Source organism: Streptomyces sp. TBY4 (genome assembly GCF_024213195.1).
Classification (GTDB): Bacteria; Actinomycetota; Actinomycetes; order Streptomycetales; family Streptomycetaceae; genus Streptomyces.
In genome coordinates this window covers 784,306-802,632 of the sequence record NZ_JANAVF010000001.1, presented here as the reverse complement: position 1 = coordinate 802,632, position 18,327 = coordinate 784,306, and the positions used below count along the sequence as shown (strand labels likewise).

Sequence of the window (18,327 nt, the reverse complement as noted above, 5' to 3'; positions counted from 1 at the left end):
GACCGGGAGGACCGGGACTGCACCGCCTGAGTGTGCTTAGGCATCGGTGGCGCTCCTTCCTCGGGAGGTGAGCAGGAGGTAGAGGCCGGTCACCACGAGCAGGAACAGCAGCAGCAGGACCGACATCGCGGAACCGGTGCCGAAGTTCCATGTCTGGAACGAGGACTGGTAGATGTGGATGGAGATCAGGTCGGCCGAAGCCGGCGCCGATTTCCCGAACAGGACGAACGGCGTGTTGAAGTCGTTGAACGTCCACAGGAACAGCACCAGGATCAGGACCTGGTTGACCGGGCGCAGCGAGGGGAGCGTGATCCGGCGGATCTGCTGCCAGACGCCCGCTCCGTCCAGGGCCGCGGCCTCGTAGATCTCGCGGGGGATGTTCTGCAGGCCGGCCATCATGATGAGGAAGGCGAAGGGCCAGCCCTTCCAGACCGAGACGACCAGCAGGGTGACGAAGGCGTTGTCGCCGATGAGCCAGAACGGCGGGCTGTCGGTGAGCCCGAGCTGGTCGTGGATGACGTGGTTCACCAGGCCGTTGTCGCGCTGGAACATGAAGGCCCAGGTGATGACGGCGGCGTAGACGGGCAGTGCGTACGGCACCAGGAAGATGGTGCGCAGGATGCCCCGGCCCTTGAACGTCTCCTGCATGAAGATCGCGGCGGCCGTGCCGATCAGCCAGCACAGTCCCACGGAGAAGAAGGTGAACAGGCACGTGGTGAAGAAGGAGCTCAGCAGTGCCTCGCCGACCGGTGCGTCGAAGTCGACGGTCAGGGAGTAGTTGTCCAGGCCGGACCAGGGTGCGTTGCCCCAGTCGCGGAGGTAGAACTGGGTGAGCTCCTTGAAGCTGACCACGATGCCGATGACCATCGGGATCAGGTGGACCAGGAGCTCCAGGACCAGGGCGGGGAGCAGGAGCAGGTACGGCAGGGAGATGCGGCGGAGCCGCCCGGAGCGGCGGGTGCGGGGCGCCGCTCCGGGGTGGTTCTTCCGTACCGTCCGCCTGCCCGTACGAGGGGGTGCGGTGGTGGTCATGAGGTGTCCGTGCCTACTTCTTGGGCATCTGCTGCTGGGCCTTCTCGAGCTTGGCCTTCACCGACTCCACGGTGACCGGCCGGCCGGCCGCCGCGTCGGCGAAGAGCTCCTTGACCGCGGTGCCGACCACGGTCTCGAACTGCGACTCCTCGGGGACCTGCGGGAGGGCGGAGGCGCTCTTGGCGAGCGTGTCGCGCAGGACGGCCAGGCCGGGGGTGTTGAAGGCGGGGTCGGTCTGGGCGGACTTCACCGGCGGGATGGAGCCGTAGGCCTTGTTGAGGATCTTCTGCTCCTCGTCACCGGTCATGAAGTTCACGAACTTCGTGGCGCCGTCGATGTTCTTGGTGTTCTTGAAGACGGCCATGTTGATGCCGGCGACCATCGAGTTGGTGGACGTGCCCGTGCCCGGGGTGCCGGACTGCACGGGTGCGGGGACCACGCCCCACTCGTCCTCCTTCATGCCCTGCGCGGCGAAGGTGGCCGAGGCGGTCTGCCACAGCACCATCGCGGTCTTGCCCTTGGCGAAGTCGCTCAGCGACTGGTTCTGGGAGTACTCGGCGTTGCCCTTGGCGACGATCTGTGCGTCGGCCATCAGGTCGACGTACTGCTTGACGGCCTTGACCGCGCCGTCGGAGGTGAAGTCGGCCTTGCCGTCCGCAGTGAAGAAGTCCGCGCCGTGCTGCTTGCCCAGGACGAAGACCTGGTGGATGTTGTTGGAGAGGTTGGAGCCCTCGACGCCGAGTCCGGCCTTGCCGTCCTTGGTCAGCTGCTTGCCGGTGGCGATCACCTCGTCCCAGGTGGTCGGCGGCTTGGCGACGCCCGCGTCGGCGAAGGCCTTCTTGTTGTAGTAGAGGGCGTAGGCCATGGAGTACAGCGGGACGGCCGCCGGGTCCTGGCCCTTGACCCCGGTGGAGCCGAGCGCCGACTCCACGAAGCGGTCCTTGCCGCCGATCTTCTCGAAGTTCTTGGCGTCCCACGGCAGCAGCGCGCCGCTGGCCTGGAGTGAGGCGCTCCAGGTGTTGCCGATGTTCAGGACGTCGGGGCCCTGGCCGGAGGTGGTCGCGGTCAGGATGCGGTTGAGGAGGTCGCCCCACGGCACGACCTCGAGCTTGACCTTGATGCCCGTCTGCTTCTCGAACTTGTCGAGCTCCGGCTGGAGGACCTGCTTGTCGACCTCGAGGCTCGATCCCTGGTTGGAGGCCCAGTAGGTCAGCGTCTTCGGCTGCTCGTTGGACCCGCTCCCGTCGGTGGAGCCGCCACCACCACAGGCGGCCGCCCCGAGGACGAGGGAGAGGGTGACGGCGCCTACCGCTGCGACTCTGATTCTGCGCATGGCTCCATGGGCCTTTCAGGAAGGAACGGGATGCCGACTGCGGGGTGGGGGGCGGACGTTCCGCGGTCGGCCCCCAAAACCACATGGCTTAATTTAGGATGTGAGTTAAACCTCAAGCGAAGGACTCGTCAAGAGCGTTCACGCAGGTATCTTGCAGTTATGGGCAACGAAGTCAGGGGACAGAGTGCGAGTACGTAGCGGCCGAACAGTGCGTGACCTGCGGCGGGAGAACCGGACCGCCGTTCTGCAACGGTTGTATTTCGACGGTCCCCTGAGCCGCTTCTCGCTGGGCCCCGCCACGGGCCTCAGTTCCGGATCGATCAGCAACGTGGTCGCGGAGCTGGTCGGCGACGGCCTGGTGGAGGAAGCCGGCAGCGTCGAATCCGCCGGCGGACGCCCCCGGACCCTGCTCCGCGTCAGCCCCGAGAGCGGCTACATGATCGGCGTGGACGTCGGCGAGACCCGGATCCGCATAGAGCTCTTCGACCTGACCCTGACCGAGCTCGCCCGCGTCGAACGCCCCCTGGAGGCGGCGGCCGGGCCCCGCCGCATCGACCGCTACGACGTCGCGGTCGTCGTACGGCACCTGCGCGAGGGCATCGCCGAAGTCCTGCACCTGGCCGGCATCGCGCCCGAGCGGCTCCTCGGCGTCGGCATCGGCGTGCCCGGCATCGTCGCCAGGAACGCGGACGGCGCCGTCGTCCACGGTCAGACCATCGGCTGGGACGCGGTCCCCCTCGAACGCATGCTGCGCGACTCCCGACTGCTGCCCGAAACCGTCCCGTACTACATCGACAACGGGGCCAAAACCCTCGGACAGGCCGAAATGTGGTTCGGCGCCGGACGCGGGGCGCACAACGCCGTCGTCGTGCTCTTCGGCTCCGGCGTCGGCGCCTGCGTGGTCAGCGACGACACCCGCACCGGCCGCGCCATCGAGTGGGGCCACCTGACCGTACGGGTCCGCGGACGCCGCTGCCGCTGCGGCGCCCAGGGCTGCCTGGAGGCGTACGCGGGGGCCGAAGCCCTCCTGGAACGCTGGGCCGAGGCCGGCGGACGCCCGCCCGCCGACGCCGACGAGGAGACCGCCCTCACCGCGATGCTCGCCGCCGCCTACCCCTCACCGGACGCCGACGGAGCCACCGCGCTGCCCGACGCGACGGCCCTGGCCGTCCTGGAGGAGACCGCCGAGTACCTCGGCGCCGGCTTCTCCGACCTCATCAACCTCTTCCAGCCCGAACGCATCCTCGTCGGCGGCTGGGCCGGCCTGCAGCTCGGCACCCGCTTCCTGGACTCCGTACGGTCCTACGCCACCTCCTACGCCCTGTCGTACCCGGCCTCCAGCGTCCGCATCGACCTGGGCACCTTCGGCCCCGACGCGGTCACCGTCGGCGCGGGCATCCTCCCGCTCGCCGACTTCTTCGCCCGCGGCGGCCACCGCGCCGAACCCGAGCGCGAGGAGCCGCTCCCCGCCTGGCGCACCACGCTGCAGGAGCGGGCGGCGCACTGAGCCCCCGGCCCACCCCGCGGCGCCGCAGCGCGCGAGGTGGGCCGCCGGCCGGCGCCACGGTGCTACCGCTCCAGAAGGGTGACCCCGTCCCCGGCCGGGGACACCCGGCGCCCCGCGTGATCGAACACGTACAGCTGCCCCAGATCCACCAGCAGCGGGATCTGGGCCCCCACCCGCACCCGGACGTGCGGTCCCGTGCGCACCACGAGGTCGCTGCGCACCGCCCCCAGCCGTTCCGCGGCGCCGCCCGCGGCCGGCCCCGGGACGGATTCCGGCGGCGCGTCCAGCACCGCAACCGACCCGGACAGCCGCTCCTGGGCCCGCTTCCTCAACCGGCCCAGGCCGCTGCTCTTCTGCCGCCGGAGACCGCGCCGGGGAGCGGCCGGATGCCGCGCCGACTCCAGATCCGCCACCACCGCGGGGCGCGAGCCCGTGTCCACGTGGACCAGCGCCTCGTGCCCCTGGTACTCGACGTGCTCGACGATGCCCGTCATGGCCACCTCGCCCGGCCGCGCCTGGCTCGGCGGGGCGATCCTGACCGCCTCCGACCGCAGCCCGACGATGACCGGACGCCCCTGCTGGATCCGGAGCAACTGGTGGTCTGCGCTGAGGGGTTGGGGGAGCGCGAGCCGGTGCCGCCCCAGATCGATCCACATGCCGGATCCCAGCGGCGCGTGCACGACGGCCTGGAGCAGGCTGATCCGGGGCGTCCCGATGAACGCGGCCACGAACACGTTCGCCGGGAGGGCGTAGGTGTCCCGCGGCGAGCTGACCTGCTGGAGGACACCGCCGCGCATCACCGCCACCCGGTGGCCGAGGGACATGGCCTCGGACTGGTCGTGCGTGACGTAGACCGTGGTGACGCCCAGTTCGGAGGTCAGTCGGGCGATCTCGGCCCGCAGGTGGCCGCGCAGCTTCGAATCCAGGCTGGAGAGCGGCTCGTCCATCAGGAACACCGACGGGCGGCGGGAGATGGCCCGGCCCATCGCGACCCGCTGGCGCTCGCCGCCGGAGAGCTGCCCGGGGAAGCGGTCGAGGAGGTCCTCGATGCCGAGCATCCGGGCCGTGGCCTCCACCTGCGGCTCGTGATCCGCGCGGGGATCACGGAGCTTCAGCGGGAAGCCGATGTTGCCGCGACCCGTCATGTTCGGATACAGCGCGAAGCTCTGGAACACCATCGCGATGTCCCGCTCGCTCGGCGGCATGTGGTTGGCGTACTCGCCGTCGAGCAGCAACTCGCCCTCGGTGATGTCCTCCAGGCCCGCGATCATCCGCAGGACGGTGGACTTGCCGCAGCCCGAAGGCCCCAGCAGAACCAGGAACTCGCCCGGCTCGACGGTGAGGGAGACGCGCTCGACGGCGAGGGAGCCCGGCCCGTATCTCTTGCTGACATCGCGCAACGCGATGGAACGACTCATAACGATCCGCCCGGAGCTGGGATGGGGAATGTGAGGGGGGTGGGGGAGTTGAGGACAGAAGCTAGCCGAGGCCACCCCGTGAGGGAACGCCTTGAGCCAACATCGCGGAATCCGGCCGGGGGTGGGTGCGCGGTGGCGGCCCTTCCGCTGAGGAAACCCGCCGCTCCGGCAGGTGAGTTGACCGCAGATTCCTTGACTCCGGCCGGGAACGGGCACTAGGTTCCGGCCAGCGGAGAGCGCTCTCCCGACTTCCTCCCCGCCCTCTCGCGCTCGTCCCGGCCCGCCCGCCACGGAACCGCCTGCCGCTGCTCCGCCGGCCGCGGAGGACCGCCGACAGCCCACCGACCGGAGGACGCGCGATGAAGCGGACGCTGACCGACGAGCAGATCGCGGGAGTTGTCGCCCATGCCCGTGGCCCCGGGACCAGGGTGCTGACCAGCCGGGAGCTGACGGGCGGCACCTTCAACTCCGTCCACCTGCTCACGCTGGCCGCGCCGCCCGCCACGGAAGAGGAGGCGGCCGTGCTCAAGGTGGCGCCACCCGCCGGTACTCCCCTCATGACCTACGAGAACGCCCTGATGCGCACGGAAGCGGAGTTCTACCGCCGTGCGGCGGCCGTGCCCGGTCTGCCCGTGCCCGGGATCCTGGCGGCCGGCTCCGACCGGACCGCGATCGACGGCGACTACCTCCTGATGACCCACCTGGAGGGCGAAACCTGGGAGCGGCTGCGCCCCCGGATCGGCGCCGAGGACCACGCCAGGCTCCGCGCCGACCTGGGCCGTCTCCTGCGCGGGCTCCACCGGATCCGGGGTTCCTCCTTCGGCTACCCGTACGGGAATCCGCCGGCCGGCGCCGCGACGGGCTGGCGGGCCGCCTTCGACGGCATGCTGGCCGATGTCTGCGCGGACGCCCGGCGGTTCGGGCCCCCGCTGCCCGTCGACCCCGACGAGGTCCTCGGCCTCGTCCGCACTCGGGGGCGGCTGCTGGACCAGGTGACGGTTCCCTCGCTGGTCCACTTCGACCTGTGGGAGGGCAACATCCTGCTCGCCGAGCGGGACGGAAGGCTGGAGATCACCGGTGTCCTCGACGGAGAACGCTCCTTCTGGGGCGACCCGCTCGCCGACCTCGTGTCCACCGCGCTCTTCGGCGACATCGCAGGGGACCCGGCCTTCCTGTCCGGCTACCGCCCGGCGGCCCCGCTCACGACCGACGAGCGCCGGCGCATCGCGATGTACCGCGCCTACCTGGCCCTGATCGTCCTCGTCGAGGGCGTCCCCCGTGGCTACGACCCGCAGGCCCGGGCGCCCCTCACCGCCCTGGCCGCCGACGATCTACGGGTCGCACTGAACCTCCTGCGGTAGGGAGCGGGGCGACGGTCCGCCCGTCCCGGCCCGGCTACGCCCCCCGTACGGGGCCGGGGTGACCGTCCGTCGACACCGCCACGGCGGCGGTGAAGCCCGGGGCGACGGCCACGTCCGTCAGGGTCCAGCCCGGCAGGCCGTCGCCCGGCGGGGTGTCGCCGGTGCCCACGTAGTCGAGGGCGAGGCCCCGGGCCAGGCCGATGCCCAGGCCCTTGAAGTACGCCTCCTTGCGGACCCAGACGCGGCCGAAGGCCGCGGGCCGTTCCTCCGGGGCCAGGGCCGCCAGCTCCGCGGCCTCCCGGGGGTGCAGCTGCCCGGCGATATCGGTCACCGTCGATGCCGGGGCCAGCGTCTCCACGTCGGCTCCCACCGGCACCGGGCCCACCGCGATCAGCGCGAGCCGGTCGCTGTGCGACAGGGAGAAGTGGACGGGCCCGTCCCCGGTCACCGGCCGTCCGTGGGGGCCGCCGCAGGAGGGGCACGGTGCGCGGGTGATGCAGACCCGGCCCGGGGGAAGGCCGAGCCGGGAGCCGAGCAGTACCCGCAGCGCCACGTGGGAGGCGACGTAGCGGCTCCGGTCCTCCTCGTACTTGAAGGCGGCCGCCCGCTGGTGCTCGGCCGGGTCCAGGACCGCGGGAGCCAGTCGGGCCGCCGCGCCGGCCTGCTCGTCGGTGTCGACCAGCCACACGGTGGTCGACGCGTCCGGCGGCGGGGGCGCGTCCGACGGTGCCTGCGCACCGGGCGGGAGATCCGAACCGATCGTGAGGACAAGGGGCTTCAGCACGGTCGATCGTTCTCCTCGTTCCGGTGCCTGCGCCGGCGGTCGGCAGGCCACGTCTCAGTGTGCCGCGTTCTTCACGAGCGTGGCGATCATCGCCTCGTCCGCGGCCGTCAGCCGGGTCAGGGCGTAGGAGGTCGGCCACATCGAGCCCTCGTCGAGGTGCGCCTGGTCGCTGAAGCCGAGCGTCGCGTAGCGCGCCTTGAACTTCTCCGCGCTCTGGAAGAAGCAGACCACCTTGCCGTCCCGGGCGTACGAGGGCATCCCGTACCAGAGCTTCGGCGCGAGGCCGGGCGCGTTCTCCTTGACGATCGCGTGGACCCGCTCCGCCATGACCCGGTCGGACTCCTGCATTTCGGCGATCTTCGCGACCACGTCGGCCTCCTCCGCCGCCGCCTTGTCGGCGCGGGATCCGCGGCGCGCGGACGCCTTCAGCTCCTTGGCGTGCTCCTTCATCGCGGCGATCTCGTCGTCCGAGAACTTCTCGGAGGTGGTCTCCGGGGACGTGCTCTTCGTGGCGGTGCTCTTCGGGGACGTGCTCTTCGTGGACCGGCTGGTGTTCGTCATGGCGGGTTTCCTCCCGGGAAGTGGCGTATTGAGCTGGATTGTCATACTAGGAAGCGGGGCGGTCCGCGCCGTTCATCCCCACGCGCCGGCGATCTGGCGGGTCGTGGCGTTGAGCCGGTTGAACAGGTTCGTGACGCCGATCATCAGGACGATCGCGGCGAGCTGCTTCTCGTCGAAGTAGGTGGCGGCCGTGTCCCAGACCTCGTCGCTCACCGCGTCGGGACGGTCGGCGAGCCGGGTCGCGGCCTCGGCCAGCAGCAGGGCGGCCCGCTCCTCCTCCGTGAAGTACGGGGTCTCGCGCCAGACGGCGACCGTGGCCAGCCGCTCGTCGCTCACCCCGGACTTGCGGGCCGTCTTGGCGCCGCTGTCGACGCAGGCGCTGCACCCGTTGATCTGGCTGACCCGCAGGTGCACCAGCTCCAGGATCTGCCCGTCCAGGCCACCGGAGTGGACGGCCTTGAAGAGGTCCTGGATGGGCTGCATCGCACCGGACAGGACGACGGCGGGGTTCTGCATGCGGGACTGCATCATGGTGTGCTCCTCTTTCGGGTTTCTCCTTCTTCCGGTCCCCCGTTCCTCCGGGTTTCCGGTTCCCCCCTCGGGGTGTGACTCCATAACAGCCGCAGGGGCCCGCCGCGGCGATGGCCGTGGGACACCGTGGGACAGGCGGAACGTCCTTGACCAGCGCAGACGGACCCCGGGATAATTCGGGCGCGACGGGACAGGGATACGGGGGGAACCGTGGACAGGGAACGGGGGACGGCCGAGGCCGACCCGCAGGACGAGCTGGCCGCACGGCTGCGACGGCTCCAGGAGCTTTCGGGGCTCGGGGTACGGGCCCTCGCGAGGGACGCGGGGCTCAGCTCCTCCTCGCTCTCGCGCTATCTCAGCGGCCAGACCGTGCCGCCCTGGCCCGCGGTGGTCGCCCTCTGCAAGCTGGTCAAGCGCGACCCCCGCCCGCTGCGCCCCCTCTGGGAGCGGGGCTCCTCCGGCACCCTGCCGGCGCCCCCGAAGGCCAGCCGCCAGGTCCAGCCGCAGCCCCGCAACGATCTGCCGCGCGACGTACCCGACTTCACCGGACGCGAGGAGCAACTCGCCGCGGTGCTCGGTGCAGTGGACAGCCACCGCGGCGTCGCCGTCGACGGCATGGCGGGCGTGGGCAAGACCTGTCTCGCGGTGCACGCCGCGCACCGGCTCGCCGCCGACTACCCGGACGCCCAGCTCTACGTGGACCTGCACGGGTTCACCGAGGGCCGGCAGCCCCTCGATCCCGACTCGGCGCTGCGGATGCTGCTCGGGGCACTCGGCGTTCCCTCCGAGCGGGTCCCGCAGGAGGGCCTCGAACAGCTGGCGGCCTGCTGGCGCGCGGAACTCGCGGGCCGGCGCGCCCTCGTGGTCATCGACAACGCCGTCGACGCGGACCAGGTCCGCCCGCTGCTGCCCGGCGCCGGTGACTCCGTCGTCCTGATCACGAGCCGCAACCGGCTGCTCGGCCTGGACGAGGTGCCCCCCGTGTCGCTGGACGTGCTCAGCCCGGGGGAGAGCGCGGAACTGCTCGCCCGGGCCAGCGGAGACCCCGGCGGCCCCGGGGGCCGCCTCGGGCGCGAACCGGAGTCCGCCGCCGAGGTGTTGCGGCTGTGCGGCCACCTGCCGCTGGCCCTGCGGCTGGCCGCGGCCCGGCTGCGGCACCGGCCGGGCTGGACGGTGGGCATCCTCGTGGAGCGGCTGGCGGAGGGCGCGAGCGAGTTCGACACCGCCTTCGCCATGTCTGTACGGCAACTGGACCGGGCCCAGGCCCGGTTGTTCCGGATGCTGGGCCTGCTGCCCGGCGGCACCTTCGACGCGTACGCGGCCGCCGCCCTGGCGGACGTACCGCTGCGCGGTGCCCGGGAGATGCTGGAGGACCTGGTCGACGCACACCTGGTCCAGCAGCCGACGGCGGGCCGCTACCGGCTGCACGACCTGGTGCACCAGCACGCGCGCGGCGCCTCGGCGCAGCAGGACTCCCCGGCCGAGCGGGAGCGCGCGCTGGGCCGCTTCCTCGACTACTTCGTGCACGCGGCGGCCGCCGCCGACGCCGCGATGCCGGTCCTGTCACCGGGACGGCCGCCCTCCGCGGGCCGGGCCCCGGCCGAACTGCCGCGCTTCGCCGACAAGAACGCGGCCTGCAACTGGCTCGCCTCGGAGTACGAGACGATGATCGCCGCCTTCGAGACGGCGGTCGCCGTCGGGGCGGACGTGCACGTGTGCGAGCTGCCGCGGTTCCTGCGGGCGTACTTCGCGAGGCGCTGCGGCACGACCCACCTCAACCACCTCTTCGAGCGCTCGCTGGCCGCCGCCGAACGCCTGGGCGACCCGCTGCGCCTGGCCGAGGCCTACAGCGACCTGGGCTTCGCGCGCTACAACGCCGGCCGGATGGCCGAGGCCGAGGCCGCCTACCAGGCCGCCGGACTCCGGGTCGCACAGGCGGGGGACACCCGCTCCGAAGCCGAACTGGCCCTGCGCCGCGGCTATCTGAGCTGGGACCGGGGGAGCGCCGAGGAGCCGCTCGAACTGTTCCGGCTGGCCGGGAAGCTGTACGGGGACGCCGGACTGCCGACGGGCGCGGCCCACGCCGCCGCCTCGGAGGCCTGGGCGCTGCTCCAGCTGGGGGACCGCGAGGAGGCGGCGCGCCGGGCCCGGGAGGTGCTGGAGGTGTCCCACCCGGACCCCGCCTGGCCGCCCACCCTGACGGCCCGCATCACCCTCGGCGTGGCCATCGCCGAGGAGGCTCCCGAGGAGGCGTCGGAGCACCTGCACCGGGCGCTGGCCCTGTCCCGCGAGGACGGGCACGTGAACAACGAGGCGTGGTCCCTGAACTGCCTGGCCGTCGGGCTGCGCCGGATGGGCCGGTACGAGGAGGCCCTGGCCGGCCACCGGGAGGCCTTCGCGCTGCTGGACGAGCTGTTCGAGGAGCACTGGAAGGTCCGCTTCCTGGGCGGCTACGCCGAGACCTGCCGGCTCGCGGGACTGCCCGAGGAGGCGCTGCGACTGCACCGGCGGACGCTGGAGCTGGCCCCGGGGCTCGGCTACCGGCACGAGGAGGCGCTGGCCCACGAGGGCATCGCGGCCCTGCTCGAGGGCACGGACCCGGCCGCGGCGGCCGGGCACCGCACGGCGGGGCGCTCGCTCCGGGAAGCGCTCGGCGCCGGGGCCCGCTGAGCGACCTCGGCGCCGGGTCCGCCGAGCGGATCGTCCCGATGCTGTTGCAGGACTCCGGCCGGGCCTGACAGCCTGGTTCCGAGCCGGCCCGACCAGGGGCCGGCCGGACCCGGGGGGACCAGCATGAACGTCAGAGCCGCCGCCATAGCCGCCACCGCAGCCTTCGCCCTGGCCGGGCTGGGCGCGGGCCCGGCCTTCGCCGACAACCACATCAGCGTCGCGCCGCAGGACCGGGTGCAGGGCAAGACGTACGGGGAGCAGGGCCCGCAGTTCCTGCAGGGGGAGCAGGGCCCGCAGTTCCTCCACATGTCGGACGGGGCGTACGAGCACTAGGTCGTCCCTTTCGGATTCTGCCGGGCGGCGCGGGCTGGCCCGGCAGAATCCGGAAGAGACGGCCCAGTCCCGGAGGGGGCCGGTCCACGGGCGCGGGCGGGCGGTCCGTTCACCCGCGGTCCACCCGGGGGCCGGCCGCCCGACGGGTCCGGCGGTGGGGTTTGTCAGCCGGGCGTGCTTTGCTGGAGGCATGATCGATGAATTCCTCGCCCGGAACCTGCCCGACGTCGACGAAGCCGTGCGCAAGGCGGCGGCGATCGAGATCATGCCGAGATTCCGCCAGCTCGCCGACCACGAGGTGGACCAGAAGAGCGGCCCGCACGACCTGGTGACCGATGCCGACCGCAAGGCGGAGGAGTACCTGACGGCCGCGCTCACCCGGCTCCTGCCCGGCTCGGCCGTGGTGGGCGAGGAAGCGGTCCACGCGGATCCCGGGGTGTACGGGGCGCTGCGCGCCGACGCGCCGGTGTGGATCGTGGACCCCGTGGACGGGACCCGGCAGTTCGTGCACGGCGAGCCGGAGTTCTGCACCCTGGTCGCGCTCGCGCACCGCGGGGAGCTCCTGGCCTCCTGGACCTTCGCCCCGGCGCTGGAGGAGATGTCCACCGCCGTGCGCGGGCAGGGCGCGTACGTCAACGGCGAGCGGATCCAGAGCGGTTCGCCCGAGCCCGGCGCCGAGCTGCGGGTCGCGACCGCCCACCCGCTGTACACCACCGAGGAGGAGCGGCGCGTCCTCGCACGGCTGGACATCCCCGGGGTGGCCCCGCGGGCCTGCGGTTCGGCGGGCCTGGAGTACCTGAAGGTGGCCCGGGGAGAGATGGACGGCCTGGCCTTCAACTGGCCCTCGGCCTGGGACCACGCGGCCGGGCTGCTGCTCGTCGCCGAGGCGGGCGGCTCCCAGAGCACCGTCGACGGGGTCCCCTTCCGGGTGGACCGGGACAACGCGCTGCCGTTCGCGGTCGGCCGGGACGAGGCCACGGCCGTACGCATCCGGGAGCTGCTGCGGGGCGCGTGAGCAGGCGGCCCGGCCCGCCCCCGGGACCCGGCCGGGAGGCCGGCCGCAGCCGCGGCTGAGCCCAGGGCGAACGGAGTGGGCGCGGATCGCGGAGCCGCCCATGGACAGGCGCAATACGCTGGGGGCGGTGGCGCCGCCGGACGAAGGAGTCGCAAGTGCCGTCGATCCTCGATGCGGTCGTGGTGGGGGCCGGGCCCAACGGGCTGACGGCCGCCGTGGAACTGGCCCGGCGCGGCTTCTCCGTGGCCGTCTTCGAAGCCGCGGACACCGTCGGCGGCGGGGCCCGGACCGAGGAGCTCACCCTCCCCGGCTTCCGGCACGACCCCTGCTCGGCCGTGCACCCGCTGGGCGCCGGTTCCCCCGTCTTCTCCACCATGCCCCTGAAGCGGTACGGGCTGGAGTGGCTGCACGCCCCGCTGCCCATGGCGCACCCCTTCGACGACGGCACCGCGGCCGTGCTCGCCCGGTCCGTCGCGGAGACGGCCGCCTCCTTCGGGCCCCGCGACGCGGGCACGTACCGGCGGCTGGTGCAGCCCTTCCTCGGCCGGTGGGACACCCTGGCCCGGGACTTCATGTCGCTGCCGGACACCGCGCTGCCCCGTGACCCGCTCACCCTCGCCCGCTTCGGGCTGGCCGGGCTGCCGCCCTCCACCTGGCTGCTGAGCCGCTTCCGCGACGACCGGGCCCGCGCCCTGTTCGCCGGGCTCGTCGCGCACGTCATCGCCCCGCTCGGCGGGATCGGGACCAGCGCCGTCGGCCTGGTCTTCGCCCTCGCCGCGCACGCGAACGGCTGGCCGGTGCCGCGCGGCGGCTCGCAGTCGATCTCCGACGCCCTCGCCGCCTACCTGCGCGACCTCGGGGGGACGGTCCACACCGGGTTCGAGGTCAAGCGGCTCGACGACCTGCCGCCGGCCCGGGCGTACGTCTTCGACACCTCCCCGACCGCGCTGGCCCGCATCGCACGCCTGGGCCGGGTCTACGACGGCTACCGCTACGGGGCCTCCGTCTTCAAGCTGGACTACGCCCTGGACGGCCCCGTCCCCTGGACCGCCGAGGAGCCGCGCCGGGCCGGCACCGTGCAGATCGGTCCGCGCACCCGCGACATCGACGCGGCCCTGCAGCTGGCCTCTAGCGGGCGGGTCCCGCGCACCCCCTTCCTCATCGCCGCCCAGCCCAGCCTGGTCGACCCCGGGCGGGCGCCCGAGGGGAAGCACACCTTCTGGGTCTACGGGCACGTCCCGGCGGGCTGGGACGGCGACCTCACCGAAGCCGTCGAACGCCAACTGGAGCGCTTCGCGCCCGGGTTCCGGGACCTGGTGCTGGCCCGCGCCACGGCCGGCCCGCCGCAGCTTGCCGCCCGCAACCCCAACTACGTCGGCGGCGACATCGCCTGCGGGGCCGCCTCCGGGCTCCAGCTCCTGCTGCGCCCCAGGCTCACCCTGTCCCCGTACAACACGCCCCATCCGGCCGTGTTCCTGTGCTCCTCGGCCACCCCGCCCGGCCCCGGAGTCCACGGCATGTCGGGCCACAACGCGGCCAAGGCGGTCTGGCGCCACCTGCGGGGGAAGACGGGGTAGGCAGCCCCCGGGAGCCGCACCTGCGGGGGCTGCTTACCCGAAGGCGGCTTTGTGGGGCCCGATCGCGGGGTCCAGTTCGTGGAGCATCTTCCGGGCGTCCTCCAGGATCCCGGCGGTGCACAGGACCCGCCAGTCCGCGTAGGCGGGGGACTGCGCCAGCGCGGTCCGCAGGAAGCCGGTCTCGGCCTCGCCGAGCAGCTCCGCCAGGCGGGCCCGCACCTCGGGCGGCGGGGCCCCCTCCCGCACGTGTACGTCGGCCAGGTCGCCCAGCATCGCGGCGAGCGCGGCCAGCACCCCGTCCAGCCCGGCGGGGGCCTCGGCATGCAGGGGCAGCAGGGATTCCTCGTGCTGCGCCCAGTGCAGCGCGGGCGGGCGGCCTTCGCGGAAGGTCAGGTTGTACAGGCCGCGGGTGATCCCCCGGACCTGGTGGCCCACGTGGTCCAGGCACTGGGTGGCTTCGCCGAGCCGGTCCAGGCGGGGTCGCGCGGCCCGGCCGCGCGGCCGCCACCGGATCGCGTCCTCGGCCTCCCGGACGGCCTGGCGCACCGCGTCGAGCTCCTTGGACAGGGAACGGGCCCGCCGGACCCAGTCCCCGGTGCGCGCGGCCCAGTCGTCCTCGGCCAGGCCGCGGGCGATCTCGGCCAGGAGCGCGGCCATCTGCCGGTTCAGGCGGGCCAGTTCCTCACCGGCGCGGCGGGTGAAACCGGGGGCCGGCAGCGCGAGCCCCACGACGGTGCCGACGAGCACGCCGACGACGTTGTCCTCCAGCCGGGAGGCCCCGTACCCGAAGGTGGTGGCGGCGCCCATCACGAGCACCGCGGTGAGTGCGATCTGGTGCGTCTGCGAACCGAGGTGCGTCGCGCGTCCCGCGTACATGCCGACCAGGACCACGAGGAGGATGCTCACCGTGTTCGTCCCCATCGACGCGGTGGCCGCCACGCCGAGCAGGAAGCCGAACAGGATGCCCGCCGCCCGCTGGAGGCTCTTGCGCGCGGTGGCGAAGGGCGTGGTCTGCGTGGCCAGGATGGCGCCGGCGGGGGCGAGCGAGGCCGAGTCGGAGTGCAGCAGCACGGAGGCGATCCACCAGGCGAGTCCCGCGGAGATCGCGGCGCGCACGACCATGCTTCCGTCGCCGAAGCCGGCGGTCATCCGGGACCGCAGGCCCTGCGCTGCCACCGAGCTGCCCGATACCTTCACTTTGGGGACCTTACGTGAGGAGTCGCGGAGCGGGGCTCAGGCGCTCGCGCCGACGCCGGCGGCCGGTGTCGGCGCCGGTGCCGGCACCGGCGCGACGCTGCGCGCGGTGACGGCCGTGCGCCGGGAGCGGGCCCAGAAGGCGACGGTGGCGCACAGCAGCAGACCGGCCGTGGTGTCCTGCCCCCAGGCCCCCTGCTCCGTGAGGAGGACGGCCAGCGCGGCGACGAGCCCGGCGGCGGGCAGCGTCAGGACCCAGGACGTGAGCATGGACCGCACCGTCCTGCGGTTCAGCACCCCGCCGGGAGCGGCGAGCCCGGCCCCCGCGACGCTGCCGGTGACGGCGTGCGTGGTGGACACCGCGAAGCCGAGGTGGGAGGTGGTCAGCAGGACGGCCGCCGCGCTCGTCTGGGCCAGGCAGCCTTCGCGCGGGCCGAGCCGGGTCAGACCCGTGCCGAGCGTGCGGATGATGCGCCAGCCGCCCGTGAAGGTGCCCAGGGCCATCGTGAGCCCCGCCGCCACGATGACCCACAGCGGGGGCGCCGACCCGGCGGGCAGGGAGCCCGCCGTGATGAGCGTCAGCGTGATCACGCCCATGGTCTTCTGGCCGTCGCCGGTGCCGTGCGCCAGGGACACCAGGGCCGCCGCGGCCACCTGCCCGGCGCGCGCCCCGCGCCCGCCGCCCTTCTTCGTACCGGCTCCCGCGCCGTTCCCGCCGTTCCCGCCGCGTTCCGGGCCGCGCAGCCGGCCGGCCGCCCGCGTCGCCGCGTACGCCACCGCGCCGCCGATCAGCGGCGACAGCGCGGCCGGGACGAGGATCTTGCCGATCACGGCCGTCGCCACGACCCCCTGGAGGCCCACCGAGGCGACGGTGGCGCCGATCAGTCCGCCGACGAGGGCGTGCGAGGAACTGCTGGGAATGCCGAGCAGCCAGGTCGTCAGGTTCCACAGGACGGCACCCGCCAGGGCCGCGAGGATGACGTGCGGACGTATTCCGGCGTGCTCGTCGATGATGCCCCCCGAGATCGTCCGGGCGACCGCCACCGAAACGAACGCACCCGCGAGATTGCAGACCGCGGACATGGCCACGGCGATTCTGGGGCGCAGCGCTCCGGTGGCGATGGCGGTGGCCACGGCGTTCGCCGTGTCGTGGAACCCGTTGGTGAAGTCGAAGAGCAGGGCCACCGCGATCGTGATCGCGATGAGCGTCGTGGAGGAGTCCATGAGGGCGTGTCTCTGCGATTCTCTGCGAGCGGAGTGGGCGCGTACGTCAGAACCATAGGCTCGCAGGACGGGCCGGACCGGCCTCCCCGGTAAACGGAAAACGAATAAGGCGGCGCTAAGTACAGGGAGATAAAAATCCCGGGAAAGTCGGTAAAGGATTCCGCTCGGGATTCCCCGGCCGGCCCTGTCGGGAGAGGGGTTCCGGTCTTTCGTCCCGCGCCGGCCGGGCCTTTCCTCCTTTTCTTTCCGGGTTCCTTCCGGGCGGATAATTCGGTGTCCGATGTAATCTCGGAACACGGGGGCCGCCGGGCACGGAAGGAGCCCCCGCATGGTGTTCCCGTCCGCGTCCGCCCTGCCCGCCCTTCTCGTACGGGAACGGGCCCGGCCCGCCTGGGTGCGCTCGCGCACCGGCGCCTGGCGGCCGGCCGTGGCCACCGTGTGCTTCGGCGCCTTCATGGGGCAGCTCGACGCCAGCATCGTGACGATGACCTATCCCGGGGTCCGGGCCGAGTTCGGGGTTCCCCTCGCGGGCGTCGAATGGGTCTCGCTGGCCTACCTGCTCACGCTCGTGGCCCTGCTGGTGCCCGTGGGCCGGCTCTCCGACGTCCACGGCCGCAAACTCTCCTACCTCTACGGCTTCGCGCTCTTCACCGCCGCCTCGGCGGCCTGCGGCCTCGCCCCGACCCTCCTCGCCCTCATCGGGTTCCGGGTGGTGCAGGCGGTGGGCGCGGCCATGCTCCAGGCCAACAGCGTGGCCCTGGTGAAGACCAGCACGCCGCCCGCCCGGCTGCGCACCGCACTCGGCGTCCAGGCCGCCGCCCAGGCCGTCGGGCTCGCGCTCGGCCCCACCGTCGGGGCCGCCCTGGTGGCCGGGCCCGGCTGGCGCTGGACGTACTGGATCAACGTGCCCGTCGGGCTGATCGCCCTGGCCGCCGGGCACTACCTGCTCCCGCGCACCCGGGACCGGGCCCCCCGGCGCCGCTTCGACCGGGCCGGAGTCCTCTGGCTGGCCACCGCCACCGCCGCCCTGCTGGTCGCGCTCAGCTCCCTGTCGGGGCTGCACGTGCCGGGCTGGACCGGGCCGGCCGCCGGCGCGGTCGCCCTCGCAGCCACTGCCGCACTCGTCCGGCAGGAGCGGCGGGCCCCCGCACCCCTGCTCGACCCCGCGCTGCTGAAGACTCCCGGGATCCGGGGCGGGCTCGTGGCGGCGCTGTGCGGATACCTGGTGCTGTTCGGTCCGCTGGTGCTGGTACCCGTACTCCTCCTCGGGTCCGGGCACGGTGTGCTCGTCGCCGGAACGGCCCTGACCGCCCTCCCCGCCGGGTTCGCGCTCGGCGCGGTGGGCGGCGACCGGGCCCTGCCCGCCGCCGTCACCGACCGGGCGCGCTGCCTGTACGGAGCGGCGCTGTCCGGGTGCGCCCTGGCCGGCCTGCTCCTCGTGGCGCCCGCGCCCGTACCGCTCGCCTGTGCGCTCGGCGTGCTGGGCGTCGGCCTGGGCCTGTTCGCCCCCGCCAACAACGCCCTCGTGATGCGGGCGGTCCCGCAGGACGCTCCCGGCACCGGCGGCGGCCTGATCAACACCGCCCGCGGGCTCGGCACCGCGATCGGCGTCGCCCTCGTCACCCTGGCCCTGCACACGGGCGGCGGGGGCGGGCGCCTCGCGGTGCTGATCCTGCTGGCCGCGTCCGCCGTCATGGCCGTCACGGCCGCCACGGGAGCCCGGAGGGGCGCGGGGGCCGGGAGGGGCGCGGCAGCCACCGCGCCCGGCGCGGAGCGCGAGTAGCGTG

At 73.3% G+C, this 18,327-nt stretch carries 15 protein-coding genes; 7 read left to right on the top strand and 8 right to left on the bottom strand.

The genetic code is table 11. From position 1 onward, the window contains the following. Window positions 1-36: 36 nt before the first annotated feature. The gene (locus tag NLX94_RS03735) at window positions 37-1,032 is read right to left on the bottom strand and encodes a carbohydrate ABC transporter permease (RefSeq protein ID WP_254381088.1); all 996 of its coding nucleotides are present in this window, start codon (window positions 1,030-1,032) and stop codon (window positions 37-39) included. A gap of 13 nt (window positions 1,033-1,045) precedes the next feature. After that, entirely contained in the window at window positions 1,046-2,365 is a 1,320-nt protein-coding gene (locus NLX94_RS03730) for an ABC transporter substrate-binding protein (RefSeq protein ID WP_254381087.1), read from the bottom strand. 184 nt (window positions 2,366-2,549) lie between these two features. Here NLX94_RS03730 and NLX94_RS03725 point away from each other — a divergent pair, with 184 nt between their 5' ends. After that, entirely contained in the window at window positions 2,550-3,872 is a 1,323-nt protein-coding gene (locus NLX94_RS03725) for an ROK family protein (RefSeq protein WP_254381086.1), read from the top strand. A 62-nt stretch (window positions 3,873-3,934) separates the two neighbouring features. Here NLX94_RS03725 and NLX94_RS03720 read toward each other — a convergent pair whose 3' ends face one another. Next, window positions 3,935-5,290 carry an ABC transporter ATP-binding protein gene (locus tag NLX94_RS03720; RefSeq protein ID WP_254381085.1) on the bottom strand — a complete coding sequence of 452 codons (1,356 nt, stop codon included), beginning with the start codon at window positions 5,288-5,290 and terminating at the stop codon, window positions 3,935-3,937. A 359-nt stretch (window positions 5,291-5,649) separates the two neighbouring features. Here NLX94_RS03720 and NLX94_RS03715 point away from each other — a divergent pair, with 359 nt between their 5' ends. Continuing rightward, the gene (locus tag NLX94_RS03715; RefSeq protein WP_254381084.1) at window positions 5,650-6,651 is read left to right on the top strand and encodes a phosphotransferase family protein; all 1,002 of its coding nucleotides are present in this window, start codon (window positions 5,650-5,652) and stop codon (window positions 6,649-6,651) included. A 34-nt stretch (window positions 6,652-6,685) separates the two neighbouring features. Here the strand turns inward: NLX94_RS03715 and NLX94_RS03710 are convergent, their stop codons facing one another. The 3 genes from NLX94_RS03710 to NLX94_RS03700 form a co-directional block, all read right to left on the bottom strand. Beyond that, window positions 6,686-7,435, bottom strand: a complete 750-nt coding sequence (locus NLX94_RS03710) for a 4'-phosphopantetheinyl transferase superfamily protein (protein WP_254381083.1) — start codon at window positions 7,433-7,435, stop codon at window positions 6,686-6,688. A 54-nt stretch (window positions 7,436-7,489) separates the two neighbouring features. Further along, on the bottom strand, window positions 7,490-7,885 hold the full coding sequence (locus tag NLX94_RS03705) for an iron chaperone (RefSeq protein WP_374683898.1): 396 nt from the start codon (window positions 7,883-7,885) through the stop codon (window positions 7,490-7,492). 183 nt (window positions 7,886-8,068) lie between these two features. Further along, on the bottom strand, window positions 8,069-8,524 hold the full coding sequence (locus NLX94_RS03700) for a carboxymuconolactone decarboxylase family protein (protein WP_254381230.1): 456 nt from the start codon (window positions 8,522-8,524) through the stop codon (window positions 8,069-8,071). Window positions 8,525-8,737: 213 nt separating this feature from the next. Here NLX94_RS03700 and NLX94_RS03695 point away from each other — a divergent pair, with 213 nt between their 5' ends. The 4 genes from NLX94_RS03695 (at window position 8,738) to NLX94_RS03680 (ending at window position 14,122) form a co-directional block, all read left to right on the top strand. Beyond that, entirely contained in the window at window positions 8,738-11,197 is a 2,460-nt protein-coding gene (locus tag NLX94_RS03695; RefSeq protein ID WP_254381081.1) for a tetratricopeptide repeat protein, read from the top strand. Between the two features lie 123 nt (window positions 11,198-11,320). After that, complete coding sequence (locus NLX94_RS03690; RefSeq protein WP_254381080.1) at window positions 11,321-11,530, top strand: hypothetical protein; 210 nt, start codon at window positions 11,321-11,323, stop codon at window positions 11,528-11,530. A 190-nt stretch (window positions 11,531-11,720) separates the two neighbouring features. Continuing rightward, entirely contained in the window at window positions 11,721-12,545 is an 825-nt protein-coding gene (locus NLX94_RS03685) for an inositol monophosphatase (RefSeq protein WP_254381079.1), read from the top strand. A 155-nt stretch (window positions 12,546-12,700) separates the two neighbouring features. Continuing rightward, complete coding sequence (locus NLX94_RS03680) at window positions 12,701-14,122, top strand: NAD(P)/FAD-dependent oxidoreductase (RefSeq protein ID WP_254381078.1); 1,422 nt, start codon at window positions 12,701-12,703, stop codon at window positions 14,120-14,122. A gap of 33 nt (window positions 14,123-14,155) precedes the next feature. Here NLX94_RS03680 and NLX94_RS03675 read toward each other — a convergent pair whose 3' ends face one another. Both NLX94_RS03675 and NLX94_RS03670 read right to left on the bottom strand, forming a co-directional pair. Further along, window positions 14,156-15,319: an FUSC family protein gene (locus NLX94_RS03675; protein ID WP_254381077.1), complete on the bottom strand. Its 1,164-nt coding sequence runs from the start codon at window positions 15,317-15,319 to the stop codon at window positions 14,156-14,158. A 36-nt stretch (window positions 15,320-15,355) separates the two neighbouring features. Then, window positions 15,356-16,540, bottom strand: a complete 1,185-nt coding sequence (locus tag NLX94_RS03670; RefSeq protein WP_254381076.1) for an inorganic phosphate transporter — start codon at window positions 16,538-16,540, stop codon at window positions 15,356-15,358. 328 nt (window positions 16,541-16,868) lie between these two features. Between NLX94_RS03670 and NLX94_RS03665 the strand changes: the two genes are divergently transcribed. Then, window positions 16,869-18,323 (top strand): MFS transporter, encoded by a 1,455-nt coding sequence (locus tag NLX94_RS03665; RefSeq protein ID WP_254381075.1) that lies wholly within the window; start codon window positions 16,869-16,871, stop codon window positions 18,321-18,323. Window positions 18,324-18,327 lie beyond the last annotated feature (4 nt).